Origin of the sequence: Avibacterium sp. 21-599, from assembly GCF_026226765.1 — a bacterium.
Classification (GTDB): domain Bacteria; phylum Pseudomonadota; class Gammaproteobacteria; order Enterobacterales; family Pasteurellaceae; genus Avibacterium.
Genome location: NZ_JAKKOB010000001.1, coordinates 971,963 through 987,467, shown reverse-complemented (window position 1 = coordinate 987,467; position 15,505 = coordinate 971,963). Strand labels below are relative to the sequence as shown.

General features: G+C 38.9%; 18 protein-coding genes and 1 pseudogene. 10 read left to right on the top strand and 9 right to left on the bottom strand.

Features of this window, described 5'->3' with window-relative positions; genetic code table 11:
• Nucleotides 1-462 precede the first annotated feature (462 nt).
• Nucleotides 463-1,422 (top strand): protein-methionine-sulfoxide reductase catalytic subunit MsrP, encoded by a 960-nt coding sequence (gene msrP / locus L5B83_RS04875; protein ID WP_265777748.1) that lies wholly within the window; start codon nucleotides 463-465, stop codon nucleotides 1,420-1,422.
• Complete coding sequence (locus L5B83_RS04870; RefSeq protein WP_265777747.1) at nucleotides 1,422-2,036, top strand: sulfite oxidase heme-binding subunit YedZ; 615 nt, start codon at nucleotides 1,422-1,424, stop codon at nucleotides 2,034-2,036. Before msrP ends, L5B83_RS04870 begins: the two co-directional genes overlap by 1 nt.
• Nucleotides 2,037-2,077: 41 nt before the next feature.
• On the opposite strand, the gene rlmC is transcribed toward L5B83_RS04870, so the two are convergent.
• Genes rlmC through hinT form a run of 4 tightly spaced genes read right to left on the bottom strand, consistent with a single transcriptional unit; the run spans nucleotide 2,078 to nucleotide 5,036 of the window.
• On the bottom strand, nucleotides 2,078-3,256 hold the full coding sequence (rlmC, locus tag L5B83_RS04865; RefSeq protein ID WP_265778379.1) for a 23S rRNA (uracil(747)-C(5))-methyltransferase RlmC: 1,179 nt from the start codon (nucleotides 3,254-3,256) through the stop codon (nucleotides 2,078-2,080).
• Between the two features lie 9 nt (nucleotides 3,257-3,265).
• Nucleotides 3,266-4,309: a beta-N-acetylhexosaminidase gene (gene nagZ / locus L5B83_RS04860; protein ID WP_265777746.1), complete on the bottom strand. Its 1,044-nt coding sequence runs from the start codon at nucleotides 4,307-4,309 to the stop codon at nucleotides 3,266-3,268.
• An 8-nt stretch (nucleotides 4,310-4,317) separates the two neighbouring features.
• Complete coding sequence (locus L5B83_RS04855) at nucleotides 4,318-4,686, bottom strand: YcfL family protein (RefSeq protein WP_265777745.1); 369 nt, start codon at nucleotides 4,684-4,686, stop codon at nucleotides 4,318-4,320.
• A complete protein-coding gene (gene hinT, locus L5B83_RS04850; RefSeq protein ID WP_250349591.1) occupies nucleotides 4,686-5,036 on the bottom strand; it encodes a purine nucleoside phosphoramidase in 351 nt (116 codons plus the stop codon). Before hinT ends, L5B83_RS04855 begins: the two co-directional genes overlap by 1 nt.
• A 314-nt stretch (nucleotides 5,037-5,350) precedes the next feature.
• On the opposite strand from hinT, the gene focA reads away from it, so the two are divergent.
• The 4 genes from focA (at nucleotide 5,351) to pflA (ending at nucleotide 10,476) form a co-directional block, all read left to right on the top strand.
• Nucleotides 5,351-6,205 carry a formate transporter FocA gene (focA, locus tag L5B83_RS04845; RefSeq protein WP_265777744.1) on the top strand — a complete coding sequence of 285 codons (855 nt, stop codon included), beginning with the start codon at nucleotides 5,351-5,353 and terminating at the stop codon, nucleotides 6,203-6,205.
• Nucleotides 6,206-6,279: 74 nt separating this feature from the next.
• The gene (gene pflB, locus L5B83_RS04840; RefSeq protein ID WP_265777743.1) at nucleotides 6,280-8,592 is read left to right on the top strand and encodes a formate C-acetyltransferase; all 2,313 of its coding nucleotides are present in this window, start codon (nucleotides 6,280-6,282) and stop codon (nucleotides 8,590-8,592) included.
• A gap of 74 nt (nucleotides 8,593-8,666) precedes the next feature.
• Complete coding sequence (locus L5B83_RS04835; protein ID WP_265777742.1) at nucleotides 8,667-9,491, top strand: hypothetical protein; 825 nt, start codon at nucleotides 8,667-8,669, stop codon at nucleotides 9,489-9,491.
• 244 nt (nucleotides 9,492-9,735) lie between these two features.
• Nucleotides 9,736-10,476, top strand: a complete 741-nt coding sequence (gene pflA, locus L5B83_RS04830) for a pyruvate formate lyase 1-activating protein (RefSeq protein WP_250363510.1) — start codon at nucleotides 9,736-9,738, stop codon at nucleotides 10,474-10,476.
• Nucleotides 10,477-10,622: 146 nt separating this feature from the next.
• Here pflA and L5B83_RS04825 read toward each other — a convergent pair whose 3' ends face one another.
• The 4 genes and pseudogenes from L5B83_RS04825 to L5B83_RS04810 form a co-directional block, all read right to left on the bottom strand.
• Nucleotides 10,623-10,949 carry a DDE-type integrase/transposase/recombinase gene (locus L5B83_RS04825; RefSeq protein ID WP_265777741.1) on the bottom strand — a complete coding sequence of 109 codons (327 nt, stop codon included), beginning with the start codon at nucleotides 10,947-10,949 and terminating at the stop codon, nucleotides 10,623-10,625.
• Between the two features lie 15 nt (nucleotides 10,950-10,964).
• The gene (locus tag L5B83_RS04820; protein WP_265777740.1) at nucleotides 10,965-11,327 is read right to left on the bottom strand and encodes an IS3 family transposase; all 363 of its coding nucleotides are present in this window, start codon (nucleotides 11,325-11,327) and stop codon (nucleotides 10,965-10,967) included.
• 194 nt (nucleotides 11,328-11,521) lie between these two features.
• Nucleotides 11,522-11,671: a transposase gene (locus L5B83_RS04815; RefSeq protein WP_265777739.1), complete on the bottom strand. Its 150-nt coding sequence runs from the start codon at nucleotides 11,669-11,671 to the stop codon at nucleotides 11,522-11,524.
• 265 nt (nucleotides 11,672-11,936) lie between these two features.
• A pseudogene (locus tag L5B83_RS04810) lies at nucleotides 11,937-12,054 on the bottom strand (IS1595 family transposase); the annotation flags it as partial.
• A 321-nt stretch (nucleotides 12,055-12,375) separates the two neighbouring features.
• On the opposite strand from L5B83_RS04810, the gene L5B83_RS04805 reads away from it, so the two are divergent.
• The 4 genes from L5B83_RS04805 to ispD all read left to right on the top strand — a co-directional run bounded on the left by L5B83_RS04805 (nucleotide 12,376) and on the right by ispD (nucleotide 14,054).
• Nucleotides 12,376-12,642, top strand: coding sequence for a hypothetical protein (locus tag L5B83_RS04805; RefSeq protein WP_265777738.1), 267 nt, complete (start codon nucleotides 12,376-12,378; stop codon nucleotides 12,640-12,642).
• A gap of 111 nt (nucleotides 12,643-12,753) precedes the next feature.
• The gene (locus L5B83_RS04800; protein ID WP_265777737.1) at nucleotides 12,754-12,963 is read left to right on the top strand and encodes an IS3 family transposase; all 210 of its coding nucleotides are present in this window, start codon (nucleotides 12,754-12,756) and stop codon (nucleotides 12,961-12,963) included.
• Between the two features lie 111 nt (nucleotides 12,964-13,074).
• Complete coding sequence (gene ftsB, locus L5B83_RS04795; RefSeq protein WP_250363500.1) at nucleotides 13,075-13,353, top strand: cell division protein FtsB; 279 nt, start codon at nucleotides 13,075-13,077, stop codon at nucleotides 13,351-13,353.
• A complete protein-coding gene (gene ispD, locus L5B83_RS04790) occupies nucleotides 13,353-14,054 on the top strand; it encodes a 2-C-methyl-D-erythritol 4-phosphate cytidylyltransferase (protein WP_442780637.1) in 702 nt (233 codons plus the stop codon). Before ftsB ends, ispD begins: the two co-directional genes overlap by 1 nt.
• A gap of 56 nt (nucleotides 14,055-14,110) precedes the next feature.
• Here the strand turns inward: ispD and argH are convergent, their stop codons facing one another.
• Entirely contained in the window at nucleotides 14,111-15,484 is a 1,374-nt protein-coding gene (gene argH / locus L5B83_RS04785; protein ID WP_265777735.1) for an argininosuccinate lyase, read from the bottom strand.
• Nucleotides 15,485-15,505: the final 21 nt, after the last annotated feature.

Genomic DNA, 15,505 nt, shown 5'->3' with positions numbered 1-15,505 from the left:
TATTGGTAAGCATCCAGATAAAGACGCACATCTTCTAATGATGTAGCATCACCAATTTTTTTGTTGTTTGCTGCGGTGCGTTTGGCTGGAGCTAAGTCTTTGCGCTTTTTCCATTGTTGAATGATTGTGAAATGGATACCTAAATCTTAAGTAATTTTGCGGATAGCGCAACCTACCATCAATTTTTCCATCGCTTTTTTTCTTAAATTTAGGGAATAGCTTACTTTTGTGCCTTGTGAGAAGTTTATGAAGATGTTGTACGATGCTTGAATAAATTTAGCTATAATTGTGGCAATCTCTCAACGCAGTCATCGGATCAGTTTGCCTGTAATTATTCAATAAACAACTTGTCTAACAATTGAATGACGGCTCCTCCCTCACTTTATTATTTATATTGTCTGCGGTGTGTTGCCTTATTTTAAACATCAAACAGGCTCCCTTTCAGCTTAGGAGGATAATAGCATGAAAAAGCAGATATTAACTGAAAACGATGTAACGCCAGAAGATGTATTTTTAAACCGCAGAAAATTCTTGATTAGCGTTGGCGCAGTAAGTGGGAATATGATACTCCCAAATACAAGTATTGCTAACCCTGTAATAGATAGACGAAAGCCTCTTAATGCGATTAAAGATACACCGAATACATTACCATTGACGCCAGAAAATAAAGTCATCGGTTATAACAACTTCTATGAATTTGGTGTTGATAAAGGTTCCCCTGCGCAATACGCGAAAAATTTTAAAACGGATCCTTGGAAAGTTGAAATTACGGGTGAGGTACAAACTCCATTAACTTTAGATTTGGATGATCTTTATCATCGTTATCCACTACAAGAACGCATTTATCGATTTCGTTGTGTTGAAGCCTGGGCAATGGTGATTCCTTGGATAGGCTTTGAATTAAAAGCCTTACTTAATGATGTCAATCCCACCAGTAATGCCAAGTATGTTATATTTGAAACCCTATATGATCCTGAACAAATGCCGGGACAAAAAAATTATTTTTTCGGGGGAGGAATTGAATATCCTTATATTGAAGGATTAACCATCGCAGAAGCGATGCACCCTCTAACTTTACTTTCCGTTGGATTATATGGAAAAACGCTTTCTCCCCAAAGTGGTGCGCCAATTCGCCTTGTTGTGCCGTGGAAATACGGCTTTAAGAGTATAAAATCCATTGTAAAAATTCGTCTCAGTGCCACGCGTCCGCTAACAACTTGGAACAAGCTTGCTCCTCAAGAATATGGTTTTTATGCGAATGTTAATCCAAATGTCCCTCATCCCCGTTGGTCACAAGCGAGTGAACGCATTATCGGTCGTGGTGGATTATTTGATAATAAGCGCCAACCTACTTTACTGTTTAATGGCTATGATGAAGTCGCTTCACTTTATAATGGGTTAGATTTAAAGGTGAATTACTAATGAAGCAAATCCATCTTATCACTCACCTTTGTGCCTCTTCTCCCCTACTATGGTTGGTTTATGAGTTAGGTATCAATAATGGTGAATCTTTTGGCGCAGATCCTACTAAAGAGCTTATTCATTTTCTTGGCTGGATTTCATTAAGTTTATTTCTAGCATTATTTCTTTTCCGTCTTATCATTCAATTATTAGGGAGAAAATCACTTTCTCCCATACATAAAATAATCGGTTTATGGGCTATTGGGTGGGCATTTTTGCATATTCTTGCCTATTTATACCTAGAATTAGGTTTCAATATGGAATTATTCCTCAGCGAGATCCTCACTCATCCTTATTTATGGGTTGGCGTCAGTGCGCTTTTATTATTCTGCGGTAGTACTACTGTGATGCTGCCTGCACTTCGTCAATATTTAAAACAAAAAACGTTTATCCTTCACCAGTTTAATTATCTTGCATTAGGGTGTGCGTCAATCCATTATTACTGGTCAACGAAAAGCTATAACCTCAATGCCATCATTTACTTACTCTTTGCGTTTTCTATTGTGGCTTATTTTCTCTATCAACGAAGACCACTAATAACTATGAGAGAAAAAAATAGGGCTGGGAAGAATTAACCTATATGGCTTTCCTCGCCACGACTAACGGCACATTATAGCTATTTAAATTTATCATCAATGCGTTTAAGAAAAATCAACACCTCATAATGCGTAGTATGAGGAAACATATCAAAAAGTTGAATTTTTTGAGCTTGATAGCGAGATAATTCACGTAAATCTTTGCCCATTGAAACGGCATTGCAACTGGAATACAAAATAAAGTGCGGTTGTAATTTGTTGAGAAATTGCGCTAGTTCTTTGCCGATACCACGGCGTGGCGGATTGACGATCAGCAAATCTGGTCTTTCATTTTGTACTAAGGCAAAATTTGCTGCGTCTAAGGATTGAAACTTCACTTGGGTTAAGCCCAATTTTTCCGCTGATGAGCTGGCGCTTGCAATGGCTGATGGAGAGATTTCAATGCCCGTTAATTGCACATTTCGCCCTTTTTCTTGCAAGATCGCCGCACAATGTAAGCCAAAGCCACCTACACCGCAAAACAGATCCCAGATGTTGCTAATGGGAAGATTTTTAATCCATTGTTGTGCCGTGCCGTATAAGCTTTCTGCTACCTTAGGATTGGTTTGGAAAAAGCCTTGTGGACGAATAAATAAAGGAATTTGGTTAAAATTTTCTTCTAATTGTTTTTGTTCTGTAAGAAAAATTTCTTCCTCACCTTCTAAAATTGCCGCGTGTTTGGGTTGAATATTTAAACTCACCACTTTTATTTGCGGTAAATTTGCTAATAACTGTGGTAATTCTCGTTGAATTAACGCAAGTTTTGCCGTTGAACGTAACACAAAACGCAACATTAATGTGCCGTTAATTTGGCTTTCAGTGAGTAAGATGTATTTCAGCTCACCTTTGCGTTTCGTAATGTGATAAGGCACTAAACCAGCTCGTCCGATAAAGATTTTTAATTGATGAAAAATATGCGCAAAATGAGAAGGATAGAGTAAACAGTCTGATAAATCTACCGCACTTTGTGGATCATTAGGATTGCTAAGAATGCCTAAAATCGGGCGTTCTACTGAGCCACTTACCACCATTTTGGCTTTATTACGAAAACCTTGCTGTGCAGAGGGATAAGTTGGTAGCCATTCAAGCTGTGAAAGATCAAGCCCAACAAGTTGTTGAACTAAATGGGCTTTTTTTTCATCAAGCTGCTGCGAATAGGGCATTTCAAGCCATTGGCAAGAACGGCATTGCCCCGCTATAAAGTGCGGACAAACAGGCATTACTGACATTTAAGCTCTCGCTAACCAATCTTGTTGAAGTGCGGTCAATTTTTGCTGATTTTCTTTCCAACGCGTTGAGTTTTCAAGGGTTTTCCAATCTAATTGACTACGTTTAAATAAACTTTGTAAACGTTGTTGGCGAAGTGCATATTGTTCCGTGGTTTCTTGCGGTTGGAAATGATCAAGAACTTGGATTACACCTTCACGTTCATTACATAGTAGTAATAAATCACAACCCGCATTCAATGATTGCTGACAACGTGCAACAAAATCTCCCATAAAACCTGCGCCTTTCATACCTAAATCATCAGAAAAAATCGCACCGTTAAAACCAAGCTGATCACGTAAAATTGTTTGCAACCAATAAGCTGAACCACTTGCAGGCTGACTATCGCATTGGCTATAAATCACGTGTGCTGGCATTACGGCATCAAGCAAATTTTGTGCAATAAGCTGTTTAAAGGGTTGAATATCTTGCGCAAAAATTTGCGCTTGTGGACGTTCATCATAAGGGGTTTCTAAATGGCTATCAGCGATCACGTGTCCATGACCGGGGAAATGTTTGCCTGTGCTTGCCATACCCGCTTGTTTCATACCTTGAATAAACGCTGTGGCTAGGCGAAGTGTTGGATCGATTTCAGCGTGAAAACTACGATCACCAATAGCACGGCATTGATGACCTAAATCCAGCACCGGGGCAAAACTTAAGTCAATATCCAGTGCGGTCATTTCTGCTGCCATTTGCCAACCCGCTTGGTACGCGAATTCTTGTTGTTGTGCGGTATGGCTGATAAGTTCGGCAAACGCTTGCATTGCGGGAAGCTGGGTAAAGCCTTCACGAAATCGTTGTACCCGTCCGCCTTCTTGATCTACCGTAATCAATAAGGGTTTCTTCACTTTTTGCCGTAAGGTGGCGACAAGATGTTGAATTTGTTCACGATCATAAAAATTACGTGTAAACAAAATCACGCCAGCAACTAATGGATGTGCAAGTAATTCTAATTCTTCTTGGCTAACTTCTTGTCCAGTAAGATCGATAAGTAAAGCTGACATTGAAATCCTTATTGCAATTTATTCAAACGAAGGTATAAGCGGTAATTAACGCTTTGTTGTGTTGGTGGAACAGGGGTTAAATTGGTTTGTTGGCTTGGTTGTAGAAGCAAGCTAGAAGGCGAATGTAAATTCGGTTCTTCCCCTTGGGTTACTCCATTTTTGTCATACCAAAAGAAATAATAAGCGACATCAAGCTGATGTGGGCTAGTATTCTTTAGCCAAACATTATTATCGCGTAACTTTGTCTCAATCAACGGCGCTAAATTTGCTTCTACATTTAAAATAGGCTCATTCTCGCTTACAATATTTTGCGAGGGCGTTGAGCCACAAGCCGTAAGCAATAGGCTTAATCCGCATAGAACAAATAGTTTTTTCATTATTTTGCCAACATTTTTCCTAAAGATTCACCACCAAGTAAGTGCATATGTAAATGATACACTTCTTGTCCACCGTGTTTGTTACAATTGACGATAAGGCGATACCCATCTTCCGCAATGCCTTCTTGCTGAGCCAATTTAGCTGCCACGGTAAATAAACGCCCTAATGTCAGCTCATCTTGCTCAGTTACTTCGTTCACTGTTGGAATTAATTTATTTGGAATAATCAAAATATGCGTAGGCGCTTGGGGGGAAATATCACGAAATGCCGTTACTCGCTCATCTTGATAGAGGATATTTGCTGGAATTTCTTTACGAATAATTTTGCTGAAAATGGTTTCTTCTGCCATAGCAATTCCTTATATTTTAAAGGGATATTGAGAGATAAATACAATCCTTATTGTACGCTTTTTATCCGCGTATTGATTGATATTTTGCGGTATATAAAGTGCGGTTATTTTTATCAGAAAAGTTCTAAAATAGCAATTTGCAATCCATTTGTTAAATTTATGTTAATGTCAAACTTGTTTTTTATTTCAATATGTTACACAAATGTAAATAAATTTGATCTTGAACAAATTTTATAAAAAATAAACTTTTTTTTAGTTTTAAGTTACAGGTTTATACCTTAGAATAGGGACAGTTAATTTTTGTAGGGTGTGTGATGAAAACAGAAAACTCCGTCAGCTTTATGGCAACGCCAACAGAAATGGCGCAATTAGCCGAAGATATCGCGACCTATAAAGCGACTAAAAATCAATTCTATTCTTTTCTTTCCGCAATTTCTGCAGGCGCATTTATTGCCCTTGCTTTTGTTTTTTATACAACAACACAAACCGGTCTCTCCAACGTGTCTTGGGGCTTAGCCAAGCTTGTAGGTGGTTTAGTTTTCTCTGTTGGGGTGATTATGGTGGTTGTCTGTGGCTCGGAGTTGTTTACTTCATCAACAATGACGCTGGTTGCACGTGCAGGGCAACGCATTAATACAATTCAAATGTTACGCAACTGGATTGCCGTTTATGCCGGTAATTTTTTAGGTGCTATCGTCATCGCTGGACTCATTTGGTTTGCTGGGCAAACAATGGCTGTGAATGGGCAATGGGGGTTAACCATTCTAAAAACCGCACAGCATAAAATTCATCATAGTTGGTTTGAAGCCTTTAGTTTAGGTATTTTGTGTAACATTATGGTATGTATTGCAGTTTGGATGAGCTATGCCGGAAAAACCTTGACTGATAAAGCATTCATTATGATCTTGCCAATTGGCTTATTTGTTTCTTCTGGTTTTGAACATAGTGTAGCGAATATGTTTATGATTCCCCTTGGTATCATTACAGCGCATTGCAGTTCTGCGGAATTTTGGCAAGCTATCGGGTTGAATGCCGAGCAATTTGCTGATTTAGATGTATATCATTTTGTCGTAAAAAATCTTATCCCTGTTACGCTTGGTAATATTGTTGGTGGCGGGGTATGTATTGCATTAATGCAGTGGTTTACCAATAAACCACATTCACATTAGTTTGGCGTAAGAGCGGTTGTTTTTTTCATCGTTTTTACATAATTAAATTTTATTTACGTTAAAGGAAAATAGTAATGACTCAATTAACTGAAGCGCAACAAAAAGCGTGGGAAGGATTTACCCCAGGCGATTGGCAAACAGAAGTCAATGTACGTGACTTTATCCAAAAAAACTATACCCCTTATGAAGGTGATGAATCATTCCTTGCTGGTGCGACTGAAGCAACAACCAAATTATGGAATGAAGTAATGGAAAAAATTAAGGTTGAGAACAAAACTCACGAACCTTATGACATTGATACAGATACTCCATCAACAATTACTTCACATAAACCGGGTTATATCGATCAAAATTTAGAAAAAATTGTGGGTTTACAAACAGATGCCCCATTAAAACGTGCCATTATGCCTTATGGTGGAATTAAAATGGTAAAAGGCTCTTGCCAAGTTTACCGTCGCGAATTAAAACCTGAAATTGAACATATCTTTACGGAATATCGTAAAACCCATAACCAAGGGGTATTTGATGTTTATACACCAGATATTTTACGTTGCCGTAAATCTGGTGTTATCACTGGATTACCAGATGCTTATGGTCGTGGTCGTATTATCGGGGATTATCGTCGTTTAGCCCTTTATGGTGCTGATTTCTTGATGAAAGATAAATTTAAACAATTTAATTCATTACAAGAAAAATTAGAACGTGGTGAAGATATTCAAGCTACTATTCAATTACGTGAAGAAATTGCAGAACAACACCGTGCATTAGGTAAAATTAAAGAAATGGCGGCGTCTTACGGTTTTGATGTATCTAACCCAGCAACGAATGCACAAGAAGCTGTACAATGGACCTATTTTGCCTACCTTGCTGCAGTAAAATCACAAAATGGTGCAGCGATGTCTTTCGGTCGTGTATCAAGCTTCTTAGATATTTATATTGAACGTGATCTAAAAGCAGGAAAAATTACTGAACAAGAAGCACAAGAATTAATTGATCATCTTGTTATGAAATTACGTATGGTGCGTTTCTTACGTACACCTGAATACGATCAATTATTCTCTGGCGACCCAATGTGGGCAACCGAAACATTGGCTGGTATGGGCTTAGATGGTCGTACATTAGTAACCAAAAACAGCTTCCGTATCTTGCACACACTTTATACAATGGGACCTTCACCAGAACCAAACTTAACCATTCTTTGGTCTGAACAATTACCAGAAGCATTCAAACGTTATTGTGCTAAAGTGTCTATTGATACTTCTTCTGTCCAATACGAAAATGATGATCTGATGCGTCCAGACTTCAATAGTGATGATTATGCGATTGCTTGTTGTGTAAGCCCAATGGTCGTTGGTAAACAAATGCAATTCTTTGGTGCGCGTGCAAACCTTGCAAAAACCTTATTATACGCAATCAATGGTGGTATTGATGAAAAATCAGGTATGCAAGTTGGCCCTAAAACAGCACCAATTACAGATGAAGTGTTAGATTTCGATACCGTAATGGAACGTATGGACAGCTTTATGGATTGGCTAGCAACGCAATATGTTACCGCATTGAACATTATTCACTTTATGCACGATAAATATGCTTATGAAGCAGCCTTAATGGCGTTCCATGATCGTGATGTATTCCGTACAATGGCTTGTGGTATTGCAGGGCTTTCTGTTGCCGCAGACTCTTTAGCCGCAATTAAATATGCTAAAGTGAAACCTGTGCGTGGGGATATTAAAGATAAAGACGGTAATGTGGTTGCCTCTAATGTGGCGATTGATTTTGAAATTGAAGGCGAATATCCACAATTCGGTAACAACGATAGTCGCGTTGATGACTTAGCGGTTGATCTTGTTGAGCGCTTTATGAAAAAAATTCAAACGCATCATACTTACCGCAATGCAACTCCAACACAATCCGTGCTTACCATTACGTCTAACGTGGTTTATGGTAAGAAAACAGGTAATACACCTGATGGTCGTCGTGCAGGTGCGCCATTTGGACCGGGTGCAAACCCAATGCACGGACGCGATCAAAAAGGTGCGGTAGCGTCATTAACTTCTGTGGCGAAACTTCCATTTGCTTATGCGAAAGACGGTATTTCTTACACCTTCTCAATCGTACCAAATGCGTTAGGTAAAGATTACGAAGCACAAAAACGTAATCTTGCAGGCTTAATGGATGGTTACTTCCACCACGAAGCCACTGTTGAAGGGGGACAACATTTAAACGTGAACGTAATGAACCGTGAAATGTTGTTAGACGCAATGGAAAATCCAGAAAAATATCCGCAATTAACCATTCGTGTTTCTGGTTATGCTGTGCGTTTTAACTCTTTAACGAAAGAACAACAACAAGATGTAATTACACGTACATTTACACAATCAATGTAATTTAAATCTTTCTAGGGTAAATGGTCGGTATCAATATATACCGACCATTTTTATGTTTTATTTCATCAAAAACTATGCGTCAATACTTATATTCTTTATATAACGATTTATGCATTGCAATAAAAGAACTGCCAAGAGAACTAAATTGGCTCACCATTAAATATCAATATTATCTCAGAATAGCTATTTTATTTGGCATATTCATTTTTCTAATGACCGCCAAACCTAAAAAGCCTATTGATCTTAGTTTATTACTGCTAGCAATTGTGATCTGTCTATCTTATTGCTATCTAGACAATAAGCAATTCGTTGATAAATGTAAAACAACGTTTAATAATAAACCGCTTGTTTTTATTATTTCAACGCCTTACCTCATTTATATTAACTGTGTCGTCTCAGAAGAGGTTTGTGTTAGAACTGGCTTCACAATTAGCTTCTTTCACACCTCTACTCAGGTGTTATTTATCCTGATCAGTGGCATTATCTTATTTTTATTTATTGTATCGGCATTAATGGGGATACTTGCGGTGTACTATCAAATTTCTTTATCGCGAAATCTGATTTGGCTAGATAAAAGTGCGCAGAAAAAACAAAAATTATGCTACCAGTTACTAATGAGTTTGATTGCAATAAAATTTATTTTTGCCGTATCTTGCAACTATAAACCCATTATCGGTCAATTTTATTATTTAACCTTTGAGAAAGCATTGGTAAAAACCAGTTTTAACGCAATACTCAATAAACATTGCTTAAATAATGTAGACTTATACCATAAATATGGTAACAACATTCGGTTTGCTATTATTGATAGCCATATTATTTCTGTCGCAATCCCCAATAACAACGGACGATATGAATTTAAAACAGATTTTTGTGAAAGAGTGAAATCTTATAACTAATGAGGCTAAATGGCTAAAAATAGTTGTGAGATAAAATTTATTTGCGATAATAAGTGCGGTAGTTTTTTTGTAAAAATTCGCCATAATGCGATAAAAGCTTGGAGCGGAAAATAACTTTTTTCCTTAATATTACGCTATAATACCCAATCTGCCTCATCGTGAGGCAGATTAATTTCTATTTAATCCTTTTCTCAAAGCCTTAAATAGAAATTAACGATTTTACATTCTCTAACAAAGGAACATTATGTCAGTTTTAGCTCGCTATCATTCTTATGAATCTTGCGGAACCGTTGATGGCCCGGGGATTCGTTTCATCCTGTTTTTGCAAGGATGCTTAATGCGTTGCAAATATTGCCACAACCGTGACACTTGGGATCTACACGGTGGTAAAGAAATTTCCGTAGAAGAACTGATGAAAGAAGTGGTCACTTATCGCCATTTTATGAATGCTTCTGGTGGTGGCGTTACCGCCTCAGGAGGAGAAGCTGTATTGCAAGCGGAATTTGTACGGGATTGGTTTCGCGCCTGTAAAAAAGAAGGTATTCACACTTGTTTAGACACCAACGGGTTTGTTCGCCATTATGATCATATTATTGATGAATTACTTGATGTGACTGATTTAGTGTTGTTAGATCTCAAAGAACTCAATGATCGCATTCACCAAAATCTTATCGGTGTTCCCAATAAACGTACCCTTGAGTTTGCGAAATATTTGCAAAAACGCAATCAAAAAGTTTGGATTCGCTACGTGGTTGTCCCCGGTTGGACGGATAGCGATGAAGATGTCCATCTACTTGGCAATTTTATCAAAGATATGGATAATATTGAAAAAGTGGAGCTTCTGCCTTACCACCGATTAGGGGCGCATAAATGGGAAGCAATGGGGGAAAAATACGAGCTGGAAGAGGTAAAACCACCAACAAAAGAATCGCTTGAACACATCAAGCAAATCTTAGAAGGTTATGGGCATAAAGTGAATTATTAATAAGGAAGATTATCCTTCCGCCTCCCCTTGTATTTGTAGTGATCCACTAATTTAACAGTCCCTGATAGGTTGTTTTGCTAAAGTGGGGGGGGAATCCCTGATTGTAAGCATGAGGACGAACGGTATTATAATAAAATACATCATTCTTAATATCCTCCTTTGCTGCCGACAATGACGCATACCCCCCTTTTTTTTAACATCCATTCGTATTTGAAGCTTCTAAACCAACGCTCTATCGGTGCATTATCCCAACAATTGCCACGACGACTCATACTCTGGATTAATCCATGACGTTTCACACATTGCGTAAAGGGATAACTCCGATAAACACTTCCTTGGTCTGAATGAAATATCATCTCTTTTGTCCTTACTGTCGTCAACATCGCAGGATTTAATGCCTCAACGACTAACTCCGCATTATGCTTTCTTTGCAATCGCCAACCTACGACTTGACGTTGGGCTAAATTCAGCACAACTGTAAGATAATGTCATTCGCCATTAACCTTCAGATAAGTGGTATCACCACACAAGACGGAGGTCTGGGAATCTGGGCTAACTTTGCGGTTTAATAGGCTATTAAATGGCATCGTTTGTTCCTCTATGAGCGGATAAGAATAACGCTTCTTGGGTTGTTTACTCTCTAAGCCTTGTTGTTTCATCAATTTACGGATAAGCGCTAATCCTACCTTCATCCCTTTATGCTGTAATCTCGCCTTCAATGTTCGTTTACCTGCAGCGCCTCGACTTTCATCAAATAATGCCTCGATGTCTAACGATAAACGTCCATATTTGTTTGACTTGCTACACTGTCTTAACTGAGCATAATAGGCACTTTCTGATACCTGAAACAACGCACACACCCGTTTAATACCATGCGATTTTAATGCCTTTACCGCTTGGTAGCGGCATTGTCGAGAGACATAAAAATCGCGGTAGCCTTTTTTAGGATTTCTTTGTCCTCTTCGAGTATTTTTATTCGTTGCTCCAGTTCCCGTATGCGTTGTTGTTCGGGGGATATAGGCTTAGTGCCGGGTAATACATAGCCTTATTGCTCTGCTTGTACTTGTTTTACCCAACGACGTAATGCGGTTTCCCCTATCCCTAATTCCAAACAGGCTTGTGAGATGGAATAACTTTGTTCAGTCACCAATTTTACCGCGGCGGCTTTATATTCTGGGCTAAATGTCCTTCTCATTAAATTGTCTCTTTTTGTGATAGTTCACCACCTATTGAGGACTGCGGAATTAGTCTACCACTACACACACCGATGGAGCGTTGGTTTAGAAGTTTCAAATACGAATGGATGTTAAAGTATGCTTCATTGTCTGCAGCAAAGGAGGATATTAAGAATGATGTATTTTATTATAATACCGTTCATCCTCATGCTTACAATCAGGGATTACCCCCCCACTTTAGCAAAACAACCTATCAGAGACTGTTAAATTAGTGGAGCACTACACTGAATTAGGGGTAATTTCCAGTAAATTTGCTACTGAACGAGCTGTCACTTCAAGTACAAAAATTCTAGCAGTTTTTTTTCTGTATAGATCTCTTGAATTTACAATGAGTTATCTTCATTTTCATAGACTAACATAACTGCTAATCTAATACAGCCCCTTTAAAAAAGTTGGAGAAATTATACCGGTAAAAACGACGGCAGAAAAAAGATCCGCCATTGACGAACTAAAGCAAAAGCACACGTTAAATGATTTACTGAACGCGGCGAAAATGGCGCGTTCTACCTTTTATTATCAAGAAGTTAAGCGAGATTACTCGGCATAAAAAGCGGCAATATTCTCGCTGTATCAAGCGAGTCAACAGCAAGATGCCTACCGCCCTTTAACCTTAAAATTACATCAAATCAGTTTTACATTGAATCATAAAGCCGCACTAAAATTAATGAAGACCTTGCAAATTCAGTCAATTGTTCGCAAGAAAAGGCACGGAAAGCGAGGTAAGACGGCGTTGATTGCGCCAAATATGCTGAATCGTGATTTTACTGCGACAAAACTGAATCAGAAATGGGTGACGGATGTGACCGAATTTCATATTGGGCGGGAGAAGCTGTATTTTTCCGCATTAATGGATTTGGCGAATCAAGAAATTATCGCCTATCAGTTCTCAAGACGCCCCAACTTTCCTTTGGTAAAAAAGATGCTGGAATAAGGGTTAAGCCAATTAAACGCCACGGATTGCCCCATTATTCACAGTGACCAAGGCGTCCTTTATCGTACAAACCCTTGGCGAAAAATGCTGGAGGGGCGCGCGATACCGAGTATGAGCCGACGAGGGAATTGCCATGATAATGCGGTGATTGAAAGTTTCTTTGCAATTTTAAAATCCGAGTGTTTTTATACGCGTAGCTATACGTCGATAGCGGAATTGCAAGCTGAACTTGAGGAATATGTGGTGTATGACAACCAAAAACATATTAAAATGGCGTTAAAAGGACTGAGTCCTGTTCGATACAGAACTCAGTATTTATAGTTTAACAATCTGTCCAACTTTTGGGGGGCAGATCACTTAATCCTATCCATTTCTACAAATTTTAGGCATTTCAAGGTAAACTATGACAATTTTTACTTAACGAGAAAAATTATGCGTTTATTAATTTTTATTTTGGCGGGGTTCGCCTTACTTTTTCAATACGATTTTTGGTTTGGAAAAAACGGCTATGTAGATTATAAAAATACAGAAAAAGAAATTACCTTGCGCCAACAAGAAAATGAAAAACTATCCCAACGTAATCAAGCGATTGCGGCCGAAATTAAAGATCTCAAAGAAGGCGTGGATGCCATTGAAGAGCGTGCCAGATTACAACACGAGATGGTAAAACATAACGAAACGTTTTATCGTATAGTAAAAGAGCATAAATGATGAAATCATTACCACGTGAAATTATCGCTGTTGTCCCTGCTGCTGGGATCGGCAGCCGTATGCAGGCAGATAAACCAAAGCAATATTTAACCATTCAGGGAAAAACGATTCTCGAACATACGCTTGATGTATTAATTCACTACTCTGCAATTAACCACATTATTGTTGCGGTAACCCCAAGTGATCCGTATTTAGCGGAAATTGATTTACTCAATCATTCAAAGATTCAGCTTGTTGAGGGAGGGAAAACACGCGCAGAGTCGGTACTAAATGGTTTGCAACACATTGAAAGCAAAGCAAACACTTGGGTTATGGTACACGATGCGGCACGTCCTTGTCTTACTCATCAAGATCTAGATAAATTATTACAAATCAATGATAACAATGGGGCAATTTTAGCAATTCCTGCCGTGGATACGATCAAACGCACAAATTCAACCTTACAAATTCAACAAACGGAAGATCGCTCACAACTTTGGCTTGCACAAACGCCCCAATTTTTTCCTGCTCAAACACTCAAACACGCCTTGCAACAAGCCTTAGCCAATCATCTCTCTATTACTGATGAAGCCTCTGCGATGGAATTAATGGGTTTTCAGCCTCATCTTGTGGCAGGCAGAAGTGATAATCTCAAAATCACTCGCCCTGAAGATTTAGCACTGGCGGAATTTTATTTAAGCAGAAGAAAACCCATTTCTTAAATTATCGCCAAAAATAAAGGGCAATGTTTGCTTTGCCCTTTTACTAAAAATCCCGATTATTTCAACCGCACTTTTGCCTCTGCAATGGCTTCGGCAACACGTAATGGGGATACCCCACCTTTAGCACAACGTTTATCAAGGCAAGATTGTAACGAGAGGATGTCATACACATCATCACTGATCACATCGCTGAATTGACGGAACTCTGCTAAGCTCAGATCTTCTAAACCTTTGTGAACACTAATTGCATAAACCACGGTTTCTCCAACAATATGGTGAGAATCACGGAATGGTACGCCTTTAGCAACCAGATAATCCGCTAATTCGGTGGCATTAGAATAGCCTTTCAATGCCGCCTCACGTGTACGTTCAACATTGACTTTAATGCCATCTAATACAAAGGTCGCCATATCTAAGCAATCTTGCCAAGTATCTAACGCATCAAAAATGCCTTCTTTGTCTTCTTGCATATCTTTGTTATAGGCAAGCGGTAAGCCTTTTACGGTCATTAACATTCCTGTTAAAGCGCCCATCACGCGCCCTGCTTTGCCACGGATTAATTCACAGGCATCGGGGTTTTTCTTTTGCGGCATTAATGAAGAACCTGAAGTAACGCGATCAGAAAGCTCGACAAAATCCGCTTCACCGCTATTGAAGATAATCATATCTTCGGCAAAACGAGAAAGATGAGCCATACTTAACGAAGCAGTCGAAAGTAATTCGATAATATGATCACGATCAGACACACTGTCTAGGCTATTACGAGTAGCACTTGCAAAGCCAAGATCCTGTGCTAATTTTTCACGATCTATGGCATAGGCTGTTCCCGCCAATGCGCCACTACCCAGTGGGCAAGTATTCATTCGTTGGTAGGCATCAGATAAGCGAGAATAATCACGTTCTAACATTTCCACATAAGCCATACACCAATGTGCAAAAGTAATCGGTTGGGCGCGTTGTAAATGGGTATAACCCGGCATTACTGCGTGTTGATTGTTTTCTGCGGTATCCACTAATTTAGTTTGCAAGGCACGAATAGAATATTGCAGCTCCGTAACACGTTGCTTACACCACATTTTTATATCTAATGCCACTTGATCATTACGGCTACGCCCAGTGTGTAATTTTTTACCTAAATTCCCAACTTTATTGATCAGCTTACTTTCTACCCAACTGTGGATATCTTCCGCATCATCTTGCAAAATACCCTGTAAATTTGACCGCACTTCAATTAAAAGCGCATTTAAGGCTTGTTCTAATTGTTGTTGCTCTTGCTGGCTTAATACCCCAACACTGACCAAGGCTTTTGACCAACCAATTGAACCTTCAATATCTTGTTCAGCAAGGCGATAGTCAAAACGTAATGAATCATTAAAATCTTTAAAACGTTTATCCGCGGCTTGTGTAAAACGTCCACCCCAAAGTGCCATAGTTTATCCTTATCTTTTTGA

Bases quoted from the DNA above. Each gene is read 5' to 3' on its own strand.
- rlmC (WP_265778379.1), bottom strand. From the start codon at position 3,256: ATGCCTGTTTGTCCGCACTTTATAGCGGGGCAATGCCGTTCTTGCCAA.
- L5B83_RS04835 (WP_265777742.1), top strand. From the start codon at position 8,667: ATGCGTCAATACTTATATTCTTTATATAACGATTTATGCATTGCAATA.
- pflA (WP_250363510.1), top strand. From the start codon at position 9,736: ATGTCAGTTTTAGCTCGCTATCATTCTTATGAATCTTGCGGAACCGTT.
- L5B83_RS04870 (WP_265777747.1), top strand. From the start codon at position 1,422: ATGAAGCAAATCCATCTTATCACTCACCTTTGTGCCTCTTCTCCCCTA.
- argH (WP_265777735.1), bottom strand. From the start codon at position 15,484: ATGGCACTTTGGGGTGGACGTTTTACACAAGCCGCGGATAAACGTTTT.
- msrP (WP_265777748.1), top strand. From the start codon at position 463: ATGAAAAAGCAGATATTAACTGAAAACGATGTAACGCCAGAAGATGTA.
- focA (WP_265777744.1), top strand. From the start codon at position 5,351: ATGAAAACAGAAAACTCCGTCAGCTTTATGGCAACGCCAACAGAAATG.
- nagZ (WP_265777746.1), bottom strand. From the start codon at position 4,309: ATGTCAGCTTTACTTATCGATCTTACTGGACAAGAAGTTAGCCAAGAA.
- L5B83_RS04800 (WP_265777737.1), top strand. From the start codon at position 12,754: ATGAGCCGACGAGGGAATTGCCATGATAATGCGGTGATTGAAAGTTTC.
- ftsB (WP_250363500.1), top strand. From the start codon at position 13,075: ATGCGTTTATTAATTTTTATTTTGGCGGGGTTCGCCTTACTTTTTCAA.
- L5B83_RS04815 (WP_265777739.1), bottom strand. From the start codon at position 11,671: ATGAGAAGGACATTTAGCCCAGAATATAAAGCCGCCGCGGTAAAATTG.
- ispD (WP_442780637.1), top strand. From the start codon at position 13,353: ATGAAATCATTACCACGTGAAATTATCGCTGTTGTCCCTGCTGCTGGG.
- hinT (WP_250349591.1), bottom strand. From the start codon at position 5,036: ATGGCAGAAGAAACCATTTTCAGCAAAATTATTCGTAAAGAAATTCCA.
- pflB (WP_265777743.1), top strand. From the start codon at position 6,280: ATGACTCAATTAACTGAAGCGCAACAAAAAGCGTGGGAAGGATTTACC.
- L5B83_RS04805 (WP_265777738.1), top strand. From the start codon at position 12,376: ATGAAGACCTTGCAAATTCAGTCAATTGTTCGCAAGAAAAGGCACGGA.
- L5B83_RS04855 (WP_265777745.1), bottom strand. From the start codon at position 4,686: ATGAAAAAACTATTTGTTCTATGCGGATTAAGCCTATTGCTTACGGCT.